Raw genomic sequence first — 15,676 nt, 5'->3', positions numbered from 1 at the left:
CGTCTTTTCCTTCATGCATAAAAGCACTACGAAAAAGAAGCTCCAGAATTGTAATTCATACTTATATATGTGCTAATTTCCACCGACCATTAGCTCTCTGTAACAGGGATATAAGATACTACTGCGATTCCTTCAACGCGTATATATGAAATTGTGTAAGAGGTTGGACGCAAAAAAGTCCCTATCGGAAAATCCGATAGGGACGATAAAAATCGCGGTACCACCCTATTTGTAAACAACTAATTGTTTACCACTCACTTTACGATAACGGAAAGATCCGTCTTTCTCTTCATGCATAAAAAGCATTACGGGAAAGAAGCTCCAGAATTGTAATTCACGCTTGTATATGTACTGATTCGCACCAACCATCAGTTCTCTGAGACAGTGATATAAGTCGCTACTAGTATTCCTTCAAAGCCGATATATAATTCGTTCAACTAAACTATGTTTTGTATTATAAAACTATATTAAAAAATTTGTCAATAAAAATTTTTTATCTCATGTTAATGAGCAGTAAAACTTCTACCTCAAAATTCGGTGGGAGTAAAGAAGTTAGATGGGAGACTAACTACTCGTGAACCCCGATTGGTGAAGGCTAATAATCAGTGGGGATGAATGAAATCTCCACTGATTAAAGTCTCACTTTATTTTACTTCTAAATCAACATTTAAATTAGTTGTATTTCCAGCTGCATCGGTTGCAACAATATGAATGGTATTCTTTCCTTGTTGTAATTGATTACGATCGAAATAAATGTCGTAGTTTTTCTCCCAAGTGTTTAGGAATGCACTCTCCCATACACCATTACCGTTAATCTCATATTGCATTCTCACTGGAATACCAGGTGCAATCCAACCGGATTCTGTCATCCAATCTAGTAGAATATCATCAACTTTTCCTCTAATTATGAGGTTTTCCTGATCAACTTCGTGCGTTAACTTAGGTGCTGTTCGGTCAACAAACACAGCTCCTGTTTGCTTTGTTTCTCCACCAGAGTTAGAAGCAACAGCTTCGATTTGGTATAAGCCATCAGGCAACGGAGATCCGTCAGTTCTTGTACCATTCCATTTGAAAGATTTATAACCTGGTGTTTCGTTTTTACCTTGATATACCGTGCCTTGATATGCCACACGGTCTTTCGTAATTAAATTGGCATGAAACGCTATATCTTCAACTGGTGTAACTAAATAGTAATTGATTAGATTGTCATCTAGTATGTTGTCATTATTTGGACTGAAAGTAGAATTAACGATTTCAAGGCCATCAATACGCTTGTATTCTTTCGGATCGATGCTAAATGTAAATGGAATACGCATCTCTTCCGTTTTCCCTTGCTCTTTTACATATAGATTCCCTGTATATACGCCTTGTGGTAAGGAGCTATCTACAGTAATAGTAAAAGGTTTTTCAATATTACTATTCGGTTTCATACTAATAGAAGAAGGGAAAGAAGTCTGGATTTTTGTTTTTGTATCTAATAATTCAATACGAGTTGAAAAGTTTTTCTTTTTGTTAGAAAGATTTTCTAACGTAATATTTTGTGTTAGTTTCAGTTTGCCGCTATTCGGTTTAATAAGACCGAAGCTTACATTGTTCGGTTTCACTAACGCATCCGTTTGTGCTGCTTTTGGAATGTTAATTAAACCTGATCCTTGCGCCATGACAGGATATGTATTTTCATTGACATCCTTTAATGTTTTTGCAGTGTTGGCAAGAGCAGATTTCAATTGTTCTGTCGTCCAATCAGGATGCATTTGACGTAGTAAGGCAACGGCTCCTGCTACTTGTGGCGCAGCCATACTTGTTCCGTTGTGAGATTCATAGCCACCTCTTGGTACCGTACTAGTAATTTTTACGCCAGGTGCAACAATATCAGGTTTTATGAGCCAACTACCTTGTGATGGTCCTCTTGAACTGAAGTTACCAATCAGTTCGGTTTTATTTGGTTGTCCAATCTTTATATTTTTCTTTCGTTTTGTAATTAAATTTTTCAACTCTTCGCCATTTGTATTTGATAGTTGCATGACTGGAAGAGTTATATCTTCACGTCCAAAATATTCGGGCATAATATTAATTTCTTTTTCGTTAGAAATTAATAGCACGCCGAGAGCACCAGCTTGTTTTGCTTGTTCTGCCTTTACTAACGTGCTCGAAGTTCCTTGTAAAACAAGGGCGAACTTACCTTTCACATCTTGTTTAGCGTAATCGCTTGAATTACCGTAGCCAACATAGACAAGCTGAGCATCGTTTCCTACTCGGAAGTCCGCTTTTGATAACGGTAATCCTTGATAAGATTTATTAGAACCAGCTACTTGGAATGTTGGGAATGGAATAGAAACAGTAGATGCACCAACAGAGATGACGCTACTCGCGTTACCAGGAGCATCAACAGACCAAGGCTTTGGTCCATCATTTCCATTTGAAACGACTGCAGTAACACCAAGTTTTGCTGCACGTTCTAACGTCATTGTTACAGGTTGATCAGGGACATTTAAATCTTGACCGAGAGATAAATTTAAAACGTCAGCGCCATCTTGAATAGCGCGCTCAATACCTTGAAGAATATCTTCGGTCGTACCAGTACCGCTATCATTCATTACACGATAAGCTAGAATAGATGCATTTGGAGCAACACCTTTAATTTTTCCGTTACCAGCAATAATGCCAGCTACATGAGTACCGTGTACATTGCCATCCATCGGATCATTATCCTCATCGACTGTATCATATCCACCGATATAGTTTGCTTGTAAATCAGGATGTGTATAGTCTACGCCAGAATCAATAATAGCGACTTTCATACCTTTTCCATCAAGCGGTTTGCCAGATGGATCTTTTAAATTCCATGCTTCAGGTGCACCGATTGTCGGTCCACCGACATTTGGCGCTTCTTCATTAGTAGTGCTTTTTGCTGTTTCATGCAATTTATATGTTAAGTTCGGATAAATAGCTTTTACTTCAGGCAAAGAAGCTAAAGCAGCAACTTGATCTCCTGGAATAGAAATAGAAAATCCAGAAAATAACGTACTATACGTTTCTTTTATCTTTGCTTTTGGTGCTTTTTCTTTAATTTTCTTTGTTGTATCCTCTTGTGCCTTTTTTAATTGTGCATGGTATGATTGCACATTTCCATTTTTTAAATCTGGAGCATGCTGAATGTTACTTTGTGAAGCGAGCGGAGCATGTTGCAATTCTACAATGACTGAAATTTCTTTTGCTGTTTTTGTTTCAACATTTTGCGCGATTTTGTTTTCTCCCCATTGCTCAATATTGGCTTTTAACTGTGGACTAAATTGTTTCTCCTTTTGCAGCGATTCAGCATGTGCGCTTAAAGCTCCAAAGCTAGAAAAGACAAGCGCCATACTTAATAGTGCAGATGTAGTTTTTTTCATTGAAACTCCCCCTAATAAAAAGTGCCAATATTCCGAAAAGTTATCTTACATTTTTGTTGCGAAAAATAAAACCGAATGTTGGCTAAACTATACTTTCGACATAATTCATACCAATCCTCTTTGAATTAAAAATTTCTTGGGGAATTTTTTGGGATTATGTCGAATGCATAATATTCAGCGTGGAGAGGCCCACCCTTACTGGGCATAAATCCACAACAATTGTGCAATGAATCTGGAGTGAAATTCGCATATAGTAAGCGGAATATGAGGAATGCTATAAGAAAAATGGAGGAACGTATGAAAAAAATTATCGTGAGTAGTAGTGTGGGTTTATTCATTTTTATATCTTCAATTTTTAGCACTAGTGCGGAACATAATGGGATGAAAGTTGCTTTCATTCGTCATCATGACCTTTGGGTTAAAATTGATGGAAAAGAAAAACAAATAACAAAGGGTGAGTACATAACAGGGCCAAAATGGTCTCATGATGGAGAATGGATATCTTATGCTAAAGGAAAGAAGCAAAACACCTTGGAATTGTACCGACTGGAAGATGGAAAAAAAATTAGCCCATTGCAATCTGAAGTATCAAATTATCAATGGTCACCGAAAGAGAATATAATTGCATTTGTATTTGCAGATACATTAAATACGTTTGATGTCCAAAAAAAGAATGCAGATTTTGAAAATGTATCCGCTGGTGTAGGGGATTATGCATGGTACCCTGATGGAAAGAAGTTTCTTGTATCTTCTGAAGCACACTTACTTCCAACAGGATGGACAGGAGCCCAGCTATATGAAGTGCAACAAGATGCACATATGAATCCTCATAAAATGAAACATTTATATGCATTACCAAATGAACATGATGATTTTCTAGCGCTAGTTGCAAGCGGGTTTGAGTGGTCACCAGATCGAAAGTGGATTTCATTTTTAGCTGTACCGACAGCTTCATGGTCAGCTGATAGCAATACGCTTTGCTTAGTTCGAGCAGATGGCAGTCGATTTGAAAAGGTAGATCAAATGTTATTAAACACACAATGGTTCAAATGGGCGCCATCCCAGAATATATTAGCTTATATTGAAGGAAGCGGGAGAGTTGCGTTAGAGAATAAACATTTAAAAGTAAAAGAATTGCCGGCACTTCAGCAGAACACATTTACGCCGAAAGGATATGTCGATTGGGATTTTGCATGGAAGAATGATAAAGTAATTATCGTTTCACGGGCAAAAGAGGCAGGGATAGAAACTCCGCCAGAAAAAAGGCCACTGCCATCTTTAAATGAGATTGATCGTACAAGCGACAAACAACATCAAATCACAAAGCCACCTCATAAGCAAGGTGATTATCATCCGATTTTTATGAATAAGAGCAATCAATTAATATGGATACGTTCAGACCGTGAGAAAGCCAATGTATGGATTGCAAATAGTGATGGGAAACAGGAAAAGAAGTGGATTGAAAATATAGATGTACCTGAGTGGTATTATGAGAAATGGAATTGGGAAAATGTTATCTCAGTGAAAGCAGAATAAAAAAACGTGCCTAAAAGATAATTTTAGGCACGTTTTTTATTGTTATTTATGTGTTTTATTTGGCTTTTTTTTCGCTGGGTTCCCGTTTCCCTGACGCTTTCTGTTTTGTTCATCTTTTGCTTGTTTTTCATGCAGTGTATCTAAAAAATCATTCGAGTTACTCATTTTTATATCGCTCCTTTCATTTCGTCCTAATTACTATAACCATTTAGGAGGATAATCATGAGATAAAAATTAAGCACTTAGTTTTCTCCGATAATATATATAAAATATGCCATACGTAATAAATAGCATAAATAAAATTTGTAACTCTACATTTTCTTTTAAAATAGTTGAGACAGAAGATGGTAAGTAAGGGGATGTATCGCTCGTTCCTATACCTAACCATTTGTTTAAGAGGTTAATGGTACAAAACATAAAAACACCAGACCAGCTTGCAATAATTGCCTTCTGTTTAATTTTTGTTTCACGTTCATCATCTGTAATCCAAGGATTAGCAGTTTTATCACTACTAAAAAATCCGTTTATATATCCCCATATAATCATTCCGATTAAGATAGTTATCCATTTCATATTTGTGATTCCCCTCTCTCTTGTAAAAAGTATTTTACATATATGATTGTAATATTTCCCAATTGTTTGTGTCAAATCTTTTTTACATATCGTTTTTTCTTATAGCAGGAATAATGGATGAGATAGGGAAGGAATTATGTTGAAGGATTTCATAGAGAGAGGAGGATGAGTATGAAACTCGTCTTTGTTCGGCATGGAGAAGGTGAACATACAAAAGATTTGCCGTCAACTTTACAAGTATTGCATCCATCATTAACGGATGAAGGAAGGAATCAGGCTAAATTACTTCAATGCAATGTGCCATTGCAAGAAACGGATATATTAGTTGCCAGTCCTACAATTAGAACTTTACAAACGGCGACAATATGGAGTGAGAAGGTATCTTGTCAAACAATTGTTCATCCATATGTATCCCCACGTATTTTTCCTTATCGAGAAGGAGCGAAAACATTACCATGTGATCACATAGTAGAGCAGGAAATGATAGCAAATTTATTTCCACATTTTTTGATAGAGAAAAACACAAATAAGCAGTTATGGACGGAGGGTATAAATACTATTTCAGAGAATCGCTTTCAGCAAATAGTAGATGAATTTCTTCTTTGGTGTTATGAGCTAGACGCTGAAAGAATTTGCATTGTATCTCACGACGGGACGATTACAGCATATAGGCAATATTTACAGAAAGTCGTTTTAACTAGATCTGATTTTTTGAAGGAAACGGGTATATATGAAATGGAGGTATCCCTTAAAAGTTTGATTGATGAGATCTAATGATAGGATGGAGGGTGTGTATGTTGAATGTTGCACTAGTAGTTGGCTTTAACTCTGATTTAGAGGCGCAATCAATCCGGGCATCGCTTGAATATTTTGGGGCAAAAGTTATAACATACTGGATTGGTAGACCGAAAGAGTTCATCGATATTCTTTCTGGAAAAGGTTTATATAATGATATCGATTATGTTGTCTTTTGCTTTCATGGTGAGGAAGGAAAGTTTGTTATGGAAGAGTTAGGTGAAGATATATATGAACAAAATGAACCGAGGGGATACTTTGGTGCAGCAGAAATTTATAAATATGCAAAATTGCATAATACACATATTGTAAATAGCGGGTGTACGTTAGGGGATCGAAAACTAGCAGAATCTTTTTTACGTAGTGGAGCGAAATCGTATATTGGATCGATAGATTATGTAGATGGGAATGCAGCACTTATGTTTACAATACGCTTATTTTATGGGCTTATTAACCATGAAAAAACGATAGAAGATGCTTTTCAAGAGGCGATATTAATCGATGAGGAGATACGTACATTTCAATTCTATAAATAGAAAAAACGCTTTTATTTTATATTCGAATAAAGGCGTTTCACATTTAACTCACATTTTTTTTACATTTTCTTCAATGAAAATGATTATCACCTATGGTATGATATGTTCAAGTTTTTACAGGTAAAAAAAGTTACTATATAAACGTTAGTTTTTAATGTTTCATACACATGTCACAAATTATTCGTAATTAACATTTTAAAAATAAGTAACTAATGTTATTATATTATCTGTAACTAACTTAATTACAACTTTAGGAGGAAGATATGGTTATTCAATTTTTAAGAGAAAACAAAGCAGTTTCTTTTGTGTTAGCAATAATCCGAGTATATCTTGGTTACACATGGTTAATGGCTGGAATCGGTAAACTACAAGGAAAAGGATTCGATGCAACTGGTTATTTACAAGGTGCAATTGAAAAATCTAAAGGAGCACAACCGGCTGTTCAATCTTGGTGGGCATCGTTTTTACAAGATTTCGCAATTCCAAACGTTGATCTATTTAATACACTTGTAACGTGGGGAGAAATTTTAGTTGGAATTGGTTTAATTGTAGGTTGTTTAACAAAAACAGCGGTCTTTTTCGGCCTTGTAATGAACTTTTCCTATATGCTTAGTGGGTCAATTGGTGTAAACCCTGAAATGGTTATCCTATCAATGTTCGTTTTAGTCTCTAGTATGAATGCTGGTAAATTTGGAATAGATGGTTTCGTTATTCCGAAAGTACTAGGATCAAAAACTCAAAAACGCCAAAAGCAAGCTGCTTAATATATGAAAGCGGGTATCTCAAAATGAGATACCCGCTTATGTTATTTTTCAACTTTGATTGGATTGTTCTTAAAGAATTCTTTTACATAACCTACAAATTCTTGTGGCTCTTGACGAAATGGTGCATGATAACCTTTTTCGATAATATGGAAAGTACTATTTTTTAAGAATTGATGATACGTTTCTCCTTCTTTCCAAGAAACGCTACTATCATTTCTTCCCCATATAATTAAGGTTGGTTGTTTCAGTTCATTTGCATTGATTTGAAGACGTCTAGGCCATAATTTCATTTTATTGTAATGCTCTTCATCATTACGTTTAAAATTCACTTTACTTTCATCATAATCTGCAACAGCAGAAACGGTATTTAAATCAGTCGACAACTGTGGTTTTGGTGAGCCTTGTTTATTAACAAATGTATGAGGCCCACCTGTAGCATCAGTTAAGATAAGGTGGGTAACGGCTTCAGGATATAAATATGTTAAATTAAGAGAAATTTCTCCGCCCATTGAGTGTCCCAGTATTGCAAACGAATCATAACCTAGTTTTTTCATTAATTTATAATATAAATTTGCATGAGTTGGGAAAGAATAATAAAAATCCATCGGCTTAGATGAGCGCCCGAAGCCTAAAGCATCTACAGAAATAATTGTATGATCTTTTGCTAAATCTGAGTAAATCTTTTGAAAACCATCTGACGATCCTCCAAATCCATGGATCATAAGTAAAGGTGGCTTTTCATTACCAATCTTTTTAAAGTAAATGGTTTGCCCATCTATTTCTACCATTTTTTCCTCGGTAGCTAGTTTCGCTGTAAGTGTATTTTTAACTTGTTTTACTTGTTCTACTGGCTTTTCTGCTGCACTACATCCTACTAATAGTGTAAGAGTAAGACAACCTACCATAAAATAGCTAAATCGCTTCAATGAGGTGTCCCCTTTCTAACATAACGCTGTATCTATCATAGCAAATAGCATATTACGATTTCCAGGAAGTTGGCTACCACTTTTTATCATAAGAGGTGAAAGGAGCGTTTCTTGGAAATTTTCTGTTTGAAGAAATTGACGAAATGAAAATTGTGAATGTGGGACATCAATCCTTACTGTGCCATTCCAACACTCACAGATTCTCTTGAATAATTGAATAGCGTCCTGCTCTTGCTTTGCGATAAGTGGATTGACGCACAATATATTACCTTTTTGTACACATAAGGAAAAAGCTTCTATACAGTTATTTCTCTCAATTTTAAAAGAGTGGCTTGCTCTTGGTAAGAGTAATGAATAAAGTAAAGAACGATTAGCACCAGTTGTAATTTGATCGAGAGAAATTAGTGATGCAAGGTCCGATTCTTTTACTTGTTGTGTATGAGCAATATGTGTCTTAGTAGTTTGTTTTTCGAAACGATGAATCGTCGTGACTGTTTGAAATCCGCACGATGTATAAAGAGGCTCGCCAGCCTTTGTTGCAATAAGTGCAATTGGTTGTTTTGGGGTGGTGCATTCTAAGCAGCGATTAAGCAACATACGTCCGATGCCCCGGCCTTGAAAATTAGGATGGACAATTAACATGCCAATAGTAGAAAAACTATCTTTAAAAGGAAATACTCCTCCAGATGCAATCAGTTTATTTTCATGCATATAACCGATAAGTGTGCCGAGAGAAAGATACATTTCGAATTGCTTTTTCATAAATGCTTTATCTTGTAACCATCCGATAGCTTTGCAAAGGTCGAGTAAATCAAAAATAGAAGATTCATCTAGCGTTATTATTTTCATAAGTGCTCACCGCGTTTCTATTAATTTTCATGAAAGTAGATTAAAAATGTTGAATAAGAGATTTACGTTAAATGAAATCCAACTTATTTTTATTTTGATTGTAAAGGGGAAGAAGGTTGGTACGAAAAGACAAAGTTATACAAATTATAACTGATATTTACATAAGTTAACAAAAAATTTACATATAACTAATTTTCTCTTAATAGTCTTCTATTAAATTTGATAGTGGGAAATGAATAACCTAATTAGGGGGACAATATAGTGAAAAAGTTTGTAAAAAAAGCATGGCCATTTGCAGTTGTGGCATCGTTAGCTGTTACTTCGGTAGCAACATGGAATTTTACTCGTTCTAGTGAGGTTAATGCAGATGAGAGCGGAAGCAATGCAAAGATTAAAAATGTCATCGTATTAATTGGGGATGGTATGGGACCTTCATATATGACGGCTCACCGTTATATGAAAGATAATCCAAAAACTTTTGAGATGGAATCTACAGAATTTGATAAGCATCTTGTAGGAACGCAAAAAACATATCCGGAAGATGAACATGAAAATATTACAGACTCTGCATCTGCAGCAACTGCTATGTCAGCAGGAATTAAAACATACAATGCGGCAATTGCAGTTGATAATGATAAAGCAGAAGTGAAAACTGTTCTTGAACAAGCGAAAGAAAAAGGGAAATCAACGGGACTCGTTGCTACTTCTGAAATTACACATGCAACACCAGCTGCTTTTGGTGCGCATGACATTAGTCGTAAAAATATGGACGCAATTGCAAATGATTATTTTGATGAAAAAATTAAAGGGAAGCATAAAGTAGACGTTATGCTTGGCGGCGGAGTAAATAACTTTGTTAGAAAAGATCGTAATCTTACAGAAGAATTTAAGAAATCTGGTTATAGCTATGTAACTGATCGCAATCAATTGTTAAATGATAAAAATGATCAAATTCTAGGTTTATTTGCGCCAGGCGGTTTAGATAAAATGATTGACCGTACTGATAAAACACCTTCATTAGAAGAAATGACAAATGCAGCAATTGAACGTTTGAACAAAAATAAAAATGGTTTCTTCTTAATGGTTGAAGGAAGTCAAATCGACTGGGCTGGACACGATAATGATATCGTTGGTGCAATGAGTGAAATGGAAGACTTTGAAAAAGCATTTAAAGCAGCGATTGAGTTTGCGAAAAAAGATAAAAATACGTTAGTCGTTGCAACGGCAGACCATGCTACTGGCGGATTATCTTTAGGTGCGAATGGCGAGTATAACTTTAAAGTAGATCCAATTAAAGCTGCAAAACGCACACCAGACTTCATGGCAAATGAAATTGCAAAAGGTGCAAATGTAGAAGAAACATTGAAAAAATATATTGATTTACAATTAACACCAGAAGAAATTAAAGCGGTAAATGATATTGCTCCTTCAAAAGATGTAACAAAGATTGATAATGCGATTGAGGATATTTTCAATAAGCGTTCGGTTACAGGCTGGACAACAGGCGGACATACAGGGGAAGATGTAAACGTATATGCATTTGGCCCAGGTAAATACTTGTTCTCGGGTGTTCAAGAGAATACAAATATTGCTAAACGTGTCTTTGATATTATCGGCGGTGGCGATCCGAATAAAGGAAGACGCTAATTATAAATGAAAGTGAGGCGAAATGCCTCACTTTTCTTTTTAGGGGATGGAAAGATGAGGGCTTTTTTCAGAGGGATAGGATCCCTTCTAATAAGTGCATTATTACTAGTTGGGTGTCAATCCAAGGAGAGTCATATAGAACAAAAATCTACTACTACAAAAACTGAGGAAAAGGTACAAATAACGAAAGAAGAAGAGAAATCGATTCAAGATGTTATGGAGAAATTTGTACGGACAACAAATGAAAAAAATCTTGCTGAACATATGGATTTATTTTCAAAGAAGATGCCTAGTGCTGAAGACTTAAAAACACAAAAAGAAGCAACTTTTCAAAAGGGAAATAAGAAAATTGAATTGGAACATATAGACATGAAAGCTAGTAAAGCAGGGTATGTTGTTGTTGAGACAAAGGAAAAAGAAATAGAGGGAGAGATCACTCTTCAGAAGAAAGTACAGTATGCACTTGGAAAAGAAGAGGATGGATGGAAAATTGAAGAGGTTCGCACGATAGAGAAGAAATAAAGTGCAACTTTAATCAGAGCGTCTTCCTGCCTGTAAATAGCGAAATAAAAAAGGTTCTCATTGGCGAGAACCTTTTTTTATAGTGGTAACATAATTTGATTTGAGCATGCTTCGATATCATCAATATCTTGGCGGATTGTTGCCATTTTATTATCGAGGTCTTCAGCCTTCATTGCTGCATCATGTAGTTCATCTTTTAAATACTCAGGTATTTTCCCTTCATATTTATAATAAAGTTTATGTTCTAAACTTGCCCAAAAGTCCATTGCGAGTGTACGCAACTGAATTTCTGCAAATACTTCTTTTGTACCAGAATTCAGTGATAAAGGATATTTAATAATCATGTGTAAACTTTTATAGCCGTTTCCCTTTGGATTAGCGATATAATCTTTTACCTCTATGATTTCCATATCTTCACGCTTTTGAATGACTTCTTTTAAATGATAAATATCTTCTACGAAGCAACATGTAATACGAATGCCGATGATGTCTTGTAAATGCGTTTGGGCATTGTCAACTGTCGGTAATAAATTTTTACGTTCAAGCTTTTTAATAATACTTTCAGGTTGTTTTAATCTTGTTTTTATATGTTCAAACGGGTTGTAATCCTCTAAAAATTGAGCTTCCCGGTTCATAATTTCAAATTTAGTTTTTAACTCTTCTAAAGCAAATGTATATGGTAGTACAAAAGCTTTCCAGTAGTTAACTGTTGATTGATTATATTCCATTTATATACACACCTTTTCCTATTTACAAGTGAGGTTGTTATTATACTAAATACCAAAGCATATAAGCGCAAGCAGCAAATGATGAGATCATAAAACGATATTTAGTTTTCATACTTTCAACTCCTTTCGAGTAAGATTCTATATGAATAAACGTGATTGTTAATAAGTTCACTATGTACAATTCCTATAGTAATAGATTCATGTGAATTTCGTATGAACTAATTGTTTCAGATTTTTGTCTTTTTTTTGTAAAGCATCATTATTATCCATAATTTAAAGTGTTTTCATTTGGTTTATTTAATTGTATAAATTAATGTATATTTGAATTTATGGTTATTAAGGAGGCTATACGGTGAACTTTGAAGAATTAGCAATTGCTAGACGTTCCGCGATGAAATTTGTACAAGGAATAGAAATCCCTGATGAGGATTTTAAAAAAATATTTGAGCTAACAAAGCTTTCGCCATCTTGTTACAATTTGCAACATACACATTATGTTGTAATTCGTGATCAAGAGCGAAAAGAAAGATTAAAAGAGTTAGCTTTCGGACAATATAAAGTATCGAGTGCATCTGCGGTAATACTTGTTTGTGGTGATAAGAGAGCATACCAAAATGTCGAAAATATTTATTTCGGTATGAAGGTTTTAAAGATGATTGATGAATGTGAATATGAAGATACAATTAGGCAAACGAAAGGGCTATATGAAGGAAAAGGGGAGCGCTTCATGGAAGAGGAAGCGATTAGAAATGCTTCGTTAAGTGCGATGACTTTTATGTACGCAGCTAAATATTATGGCTATGATACGTGTCCAATGATCGGTTTCGATGAAAAAGCAGTACAAAGTGAATTAAATATGCCGGACCATGTAGTGCCTGTTTTAATGATTACGATAGGAAAAAGTGATACTACTAAAATTCGCCCAAGAGGATATCGAAAGCCGATTAGTGAGTTTGTTACATACGAAACATTTTAATATAAGGTATAGATTATTGAAAAGAAAGGGTTCTATTTAGACCCCTTTTGTTTCAATTGACAAATAGAATAAAGTTATATAACATATAAATCGTAATCATTACGTTTTAGTTTGCGATCTTTGAAAGAAAGGAGAATGACATATGCGTGTAAATATTACACTAGCTTGTACGGAGTGCGGTGATCGTAATTATATTTCTAAAAAAAATAAGCGAAACAATCCAGAGCGCATCGAACTAAAAAAATATTGTCCACGATTAAAACGAGTAACGTTACATCGTGAGACGAAGTAGAAGACTAGAGATATCTCTAGTCTTTTTTGTTTGTTATAATTACCTTAAATTGTAATAAAGGGAGAGGTATGATGAATCAAAAAGATAAAGAAAGAAAAGAGAAAGTGGCTCATATAATTAATATTCCAGATGATTATAGACTTGCTGTAGATGATGAAGAAGGTGTGGATGACCCGTATCATCTATTATGGTGGGAGCATAAAGAGGATGAGGAGAGAACGATACAAATTACGTTGAATAGACATACTGGTAATTTAATTGAATTTAGTATAGATGATGAAAAAATTTTTTCGAGCGGTAAGAAAGCGCTAGAGGAGAATAAAGCAAGAGAGATTGCAAATGCATTCTTAAAAAAATATACAAAAGAAGGATATGAATTTTATACATATGAAACGGTTAAGGACGACAGGCGTGGTCGGAAAGAAGTAAATTATATGCAAGAAGTGAATGGCTACCCATTGCCGAATACAGGGTGTGTTGTGCGAGTTCATCCTTCAGGTAATGTTGTGCATTTTCGTTATAATAGACAAAAAGCTATCGAGAAAAAACCGTTATGGCCAAGTGAAATCGTTGAAGAGAACGTCGTCTTAGAAAATTTGAAAGCTAAACAAGATATGAGACTTGTATTTGTAGATTTAACACACTCTTCATGTGAGTATGAAAATGGAGAAGAAGTAAAAGGGTACCATCTTGTATATGAACCTGAACCTAGTCATGCGTTTATTAATGCAAGTACAGGTAAAGATTTATTTGGACCCGATCATTATAAATTGCCTTCAACTGTAGCTGTTGAAAAACCGAAAAAAGGCAGTAAACAATATGATATATTCGATTTGCTTGACTGGGATAAAGAAAGTTTTACAAAAGTAGCTGAGACGGAAAATGATGATGAAATAAGAATGAAATTTGTTCCGAAAGAGGAACTGCAGAAACAGAAAGAAGAAAAGAATCCCTATTTAATGAATGAATTCTTTAAGAAGCATTTACCGATGTTAAAATATAATAATTTAATTGGCATTACGGTTGATAAATCTACCAATGAATTAATTGGCTTTATAAAATTGACAGAAGATAAAGAAGTAAAATCAATATTGTCTAGAGAGGAATGTTTACAAAAAGCACTTCAATTTTTGGAACAAGTTATTCCAGATGTCACACAATATCTACGCCTTTGGGAAGAACGTGAAGAAGCAGAAGGTGGGATTGAAAGATTTATCTTTTCCGTATATGTGAATGGTATTCCAGCAGAGTATAAGCAATTTATGGTCAACATCAATACAGAAAATGGGGCTGTGATGCATTATTCAGGAGAATCTAGCAATTTTATAAAAGAATTACTTACATACGAAACAACACCAAAAGTAACAAAGGAAAAAGCGTTAGAAATATACAGAGGGGCCATGCGAGTTCATTTAGAATGGTTTTTAGAGAATGATGTAGAGGAAACTAGCTACGAACTATTGTATAAACAAACAACGGATGAAAATTATAAAGAATCCTTCGATTGTAGTCGAGAACTGCGTTATATTGATGCGCATACCGGGGAGAAAGTTTGGAGTAAATACTAGTAAAAGCCAATCGATACGTATCGATTGGCTTTTACTACGTTCTTAGAATCATTTATTAATTGCCGTTAAGTGGTTGAAGAATACCATCTTGCGCTTTTGACCAATCATATAGGTTTCCATCAGATCCCACTGCAAAATTTAGAGTACGAGAGTTCTCAGGAGATTCGCGTCCGTATAAGACGTCGTATATCTTAATACCATTTATTGTGCCAATTAGTCTGTCTTCGCTGGAGCCGTAACGAATTTCATTTGAGCGAGCCCCCATTCTTTTTTCTAGAACTTTTATAGCATCTTCACTTGTGAATGTAATAGTATCAGTTTGTTTATTTGGTTGTTTAGTTGGTTGTTGCTCTTTTTGTGTGTTTTTAGATTCTGCTTCAGGTTTTGTATTATTTTCAGGTTTTGTGTTGTTCTCAGTTTTTGCATTGTTTTTAGTTGTTGTGTTGTTCTCAGTTTTTACGTTGTTTTTAGTTGTTGAGTTGTTTTTAGTTGTTGAGTTGTTCTCAGCTTTTGAGTTGTTCTCAGCTTTTGAGTTGTTCTCAGCTTTTGCGCTGTCTTCAGTTTTTTGGCTG

At 35.0% G+C, this 15,676-nt stretch carries 16 protein-coding genes and 2 other annotated features (1 of these 18 cut by a window edge); of the genes, 9 read left to right on the top strand and 7 right to left on the bottom strand.

Going from position 1 to position 15,676, the window contains the following annotated elements; genetic code table 11:
• Positions 1-145, bottom strand: a binding site (T-box leader); it reaches 83 nt to the left of the window's first position.
• A gap of 50 nt (positions 146-195) precedes the next feature.
• Positions 196-424: a binding site (T-box leader), on the bottom strand.
• A gap of 220 nt (positions 425-644) precedes the next feature.
• Complete coding sequence (locus tag MR113_RS08200) at positions 645-3,392, bottom strand: S8 family serine peptidase (RefSeq protein ID WP_242253308.1); 2,748 nt, start codon at positions 3,390-3,392, stop codon at positions 645-647.
• Between the two features lie 297 nt (positions 3,393-3,689).
• Between MR113_RS08200 and MR113_RS08195 the strand changes: the two genes are divergently transcribed.
• The gene (locus MR113_RS08195) at positions 3,690-4,928 is read left to right on the top strand and encodes a TolB family protein (protein WP_242253307.1); all 1,239 of its coding nucleotides are present in this window, start codon (positions 3,690-3,692) and stop codon (positions 4,926-4,928) included.
• 42 nt (positions 4,929-4,970) lie between these two features.
• On the opposite strand, the gene MR113_RS08190 is transcribed toward MR113_RS08195, so the two are convergent.
• Together MR113_RS08190 and MR113_RS08185 are read right to left on the bottom strand one after the other, a co-directional pair.
• The gene (locus tag MR113_RS08190) at positions 4,971-5,093 is read right to left on the bottom strand and encodes a DUF4023 domain-containing protein (protein ID WP_000071861.1); all 123 of its coding nucleotides are present in this window, start codon (positions 5,091-5,093) and stop codon (positions 4,971-4,973) included.
• 69 nt (positions 5,094-5,162) lie between these two features.
• Positions 5,163-5,501 carry a phosphoglycerate mutase gene (locus MR113_RS08185; protein ID WP_242253306.1) on the bottom strand — a complete coding sequence of 113 codons (339 nt, stop codon included), beginning with the start codon at positions 5,499-5,501 and terminating at the stop codon, positions 5,163-5,165.
• 171 nt (positions 5,502-5,672) lie between these two features.
• On the opposite strand from MR113_RS08185, the gene MR113_RS08180 reads away from it, so the two are divergent.
• From MR113_RS08180 to MR113_RS08170, 3 genes are all read left to right on the top strand, one after another.
• The gene (locus MR113_RS08180) at positions 5,673-6,275 is read left to right on the top strand and encodes a histidine phosphatase family protein (protein WP_242253305.1); all 603 of its coding nucleotides are present in this window, start codon (positions 5,673-5,675) and stop codon (positions 6,273-6,275) included.
• Between the two features lie 20 nt (positions 6,276-6,295).
• The gene (locus MR113_RS08175; protein ID WP_242253304.1) at positions 6,296-6,832 is read left to right on the top strand and encodes a CHAT domain-containing protein; all 537 of its coding nucleotides are present in this window, start codon (positions 6,296-6,298) and stop codon (positions 6,830-6,832) included.
• A 263-nt stretch (positions 6,833-7,095) separates the two neighbouring features.
• On the top strand, positions 7,096-7,596 hold the full coding sequence (locus tag MR113_RS08170) for a DoxX family protein (protein WP_098870262.1): 501 nt from the start codon (positions 7,096-7,098) through the stop codon (positions 7,594-7,596).
• A 41-nt stretch (positions 7,597-7,637) separates the two neighbouring features.
• Here the strand turns inward: MR113_RS08170 and MR113_RS08165 are convergent, their stop codons facing one another.
• On the bottom strand, positions 7,638-8,522 hold the full coding sequence (locus MR113_RS08165) for an alpha/beta fold hydrolase (RefSeq protein ID WP_242253303.1): 885 nt from the start codon (positions 8,520-8,522) through the stop codon (positions 7,638-7,640).
• Between the two features lie 15 nt (positions 8,523-8,537).
• Positions 8,538-9,371 (bottom strand): GNAT family N-acetyltransferase, encoded by an 834-nt coding sequence (locus MR113_RS08160; RefSeq protein ID WP_242253301.1) that lies wholly within the window; start codon positions 9,369-9,371, stop codon positions 8,538-8,540.
• Positions 9,372-9,632: 261 nt separating this feature from the next.
• On the opposite strand from MR113_RS08160, the gene MR113_RS08155 reads away from it, so the two are divergent.
• On the top strand, positions 9,633-11,018 hold the full coding sequence (locus MR113_RS08155; protein ID WP_061677265.1) for an alkaline phosphatase: 1,386 nt from the start codon (positions 9,633-9,635) through the stop codon (positions 11,016-11,018).
• Positions 11,019-11,072: 54 nt separating this feature from the next.
• Complete coding sequence (locus MR113_RS08150; RefSeq protein WP_242253296.1) at positions 11,073-11,540, top strand: hypothetical protein; 468 nt, start codon at positions 11,073-11,075, stop codon at positions 11,538-11,540.
• A gap of 77 nt (positions 11,541-11,617) precedes the next feature.
• Here MR113_RS08150 and MR113_RS08145 read toward each other — a convergent pair whose 3' ends face one another.
• A complete protein-coding gene (locus MR113_RS08145) occupies positions 11,618-12,268 on the bottom strand; it encodes a GTP pyrophosphokinase (protein ID WP_097818229.1) in 651 nt (216 codons plus the stop codon).
• A 391-nt stretch (positions 12,269-12,659) separates the two neighbouring features.
• Here MR113_RS08145 and MR113_RS08140 point away from each other — a divergent pair, with 391 nt between their 5' ends.
• From MR113_RS08140 to MR113_RS08130, 3 genes are all read left to right on the top strand, one after another.
• Positions 12,660-13,244: a nitroreductase family protein gene (locus MR113_RS08140; protein WP_277929653.1), complete on the top strand. Its 585-nt coding sequence runs from the start codon at positions 12,660-12,662 to the stop codon at positions 13,242-13,244.
• 142 nt (positions 13,245-13,386) lie between these two features.
• Positions 13,387-13,536, top strand: coding sequence for a 50S ribosomal protein L33 (rpmG, locus tag MR113_RS08135; RefSeq protein ID WP_001265617.1), 150 nt, complete (start codon positions 13,387-13,389; stop codon positions 13,534-13,536).
• Positions 13,537-13,604: 68 nt separating this feature from the next.
• Complete coding sequence (locus MR113_RS08130) at positions 13,605-15,104, top strand: YcdB/YcdC domain-containing protein (protein ID WP_242253294.1); 1,500 nt, start codon at positions 13,605-13,607, stop codon at positions 15,102-15,104.
• Positions 15,105-15,159: 55 nt separating this feature from the next.
• Here MR113_RS08130 and MR113_RS08125 read toward each other — a convergent pair.
• Positions 15,160-15,676: hypothetical protein (locus MR113_RS08125; protein WP_242253293.1), on the bottom strand; the 517-nt coding region annotated here is incomplete at its 5' end.

The sequence above is a fragment of the Bacillus cereus group sp. BfR-BA-01379 genome, from assembly GCF_022663605.1.
Classification (GTDB): domain Bacteria; phylum Bacillota; class Bacilli; order Bacillales; family Bacillaceae_G; genus Bacillus_A; species Bacillus_A mobilis.
This window is presented reverse-complemented; position numbering and strand designations above follow the sequence as displayed.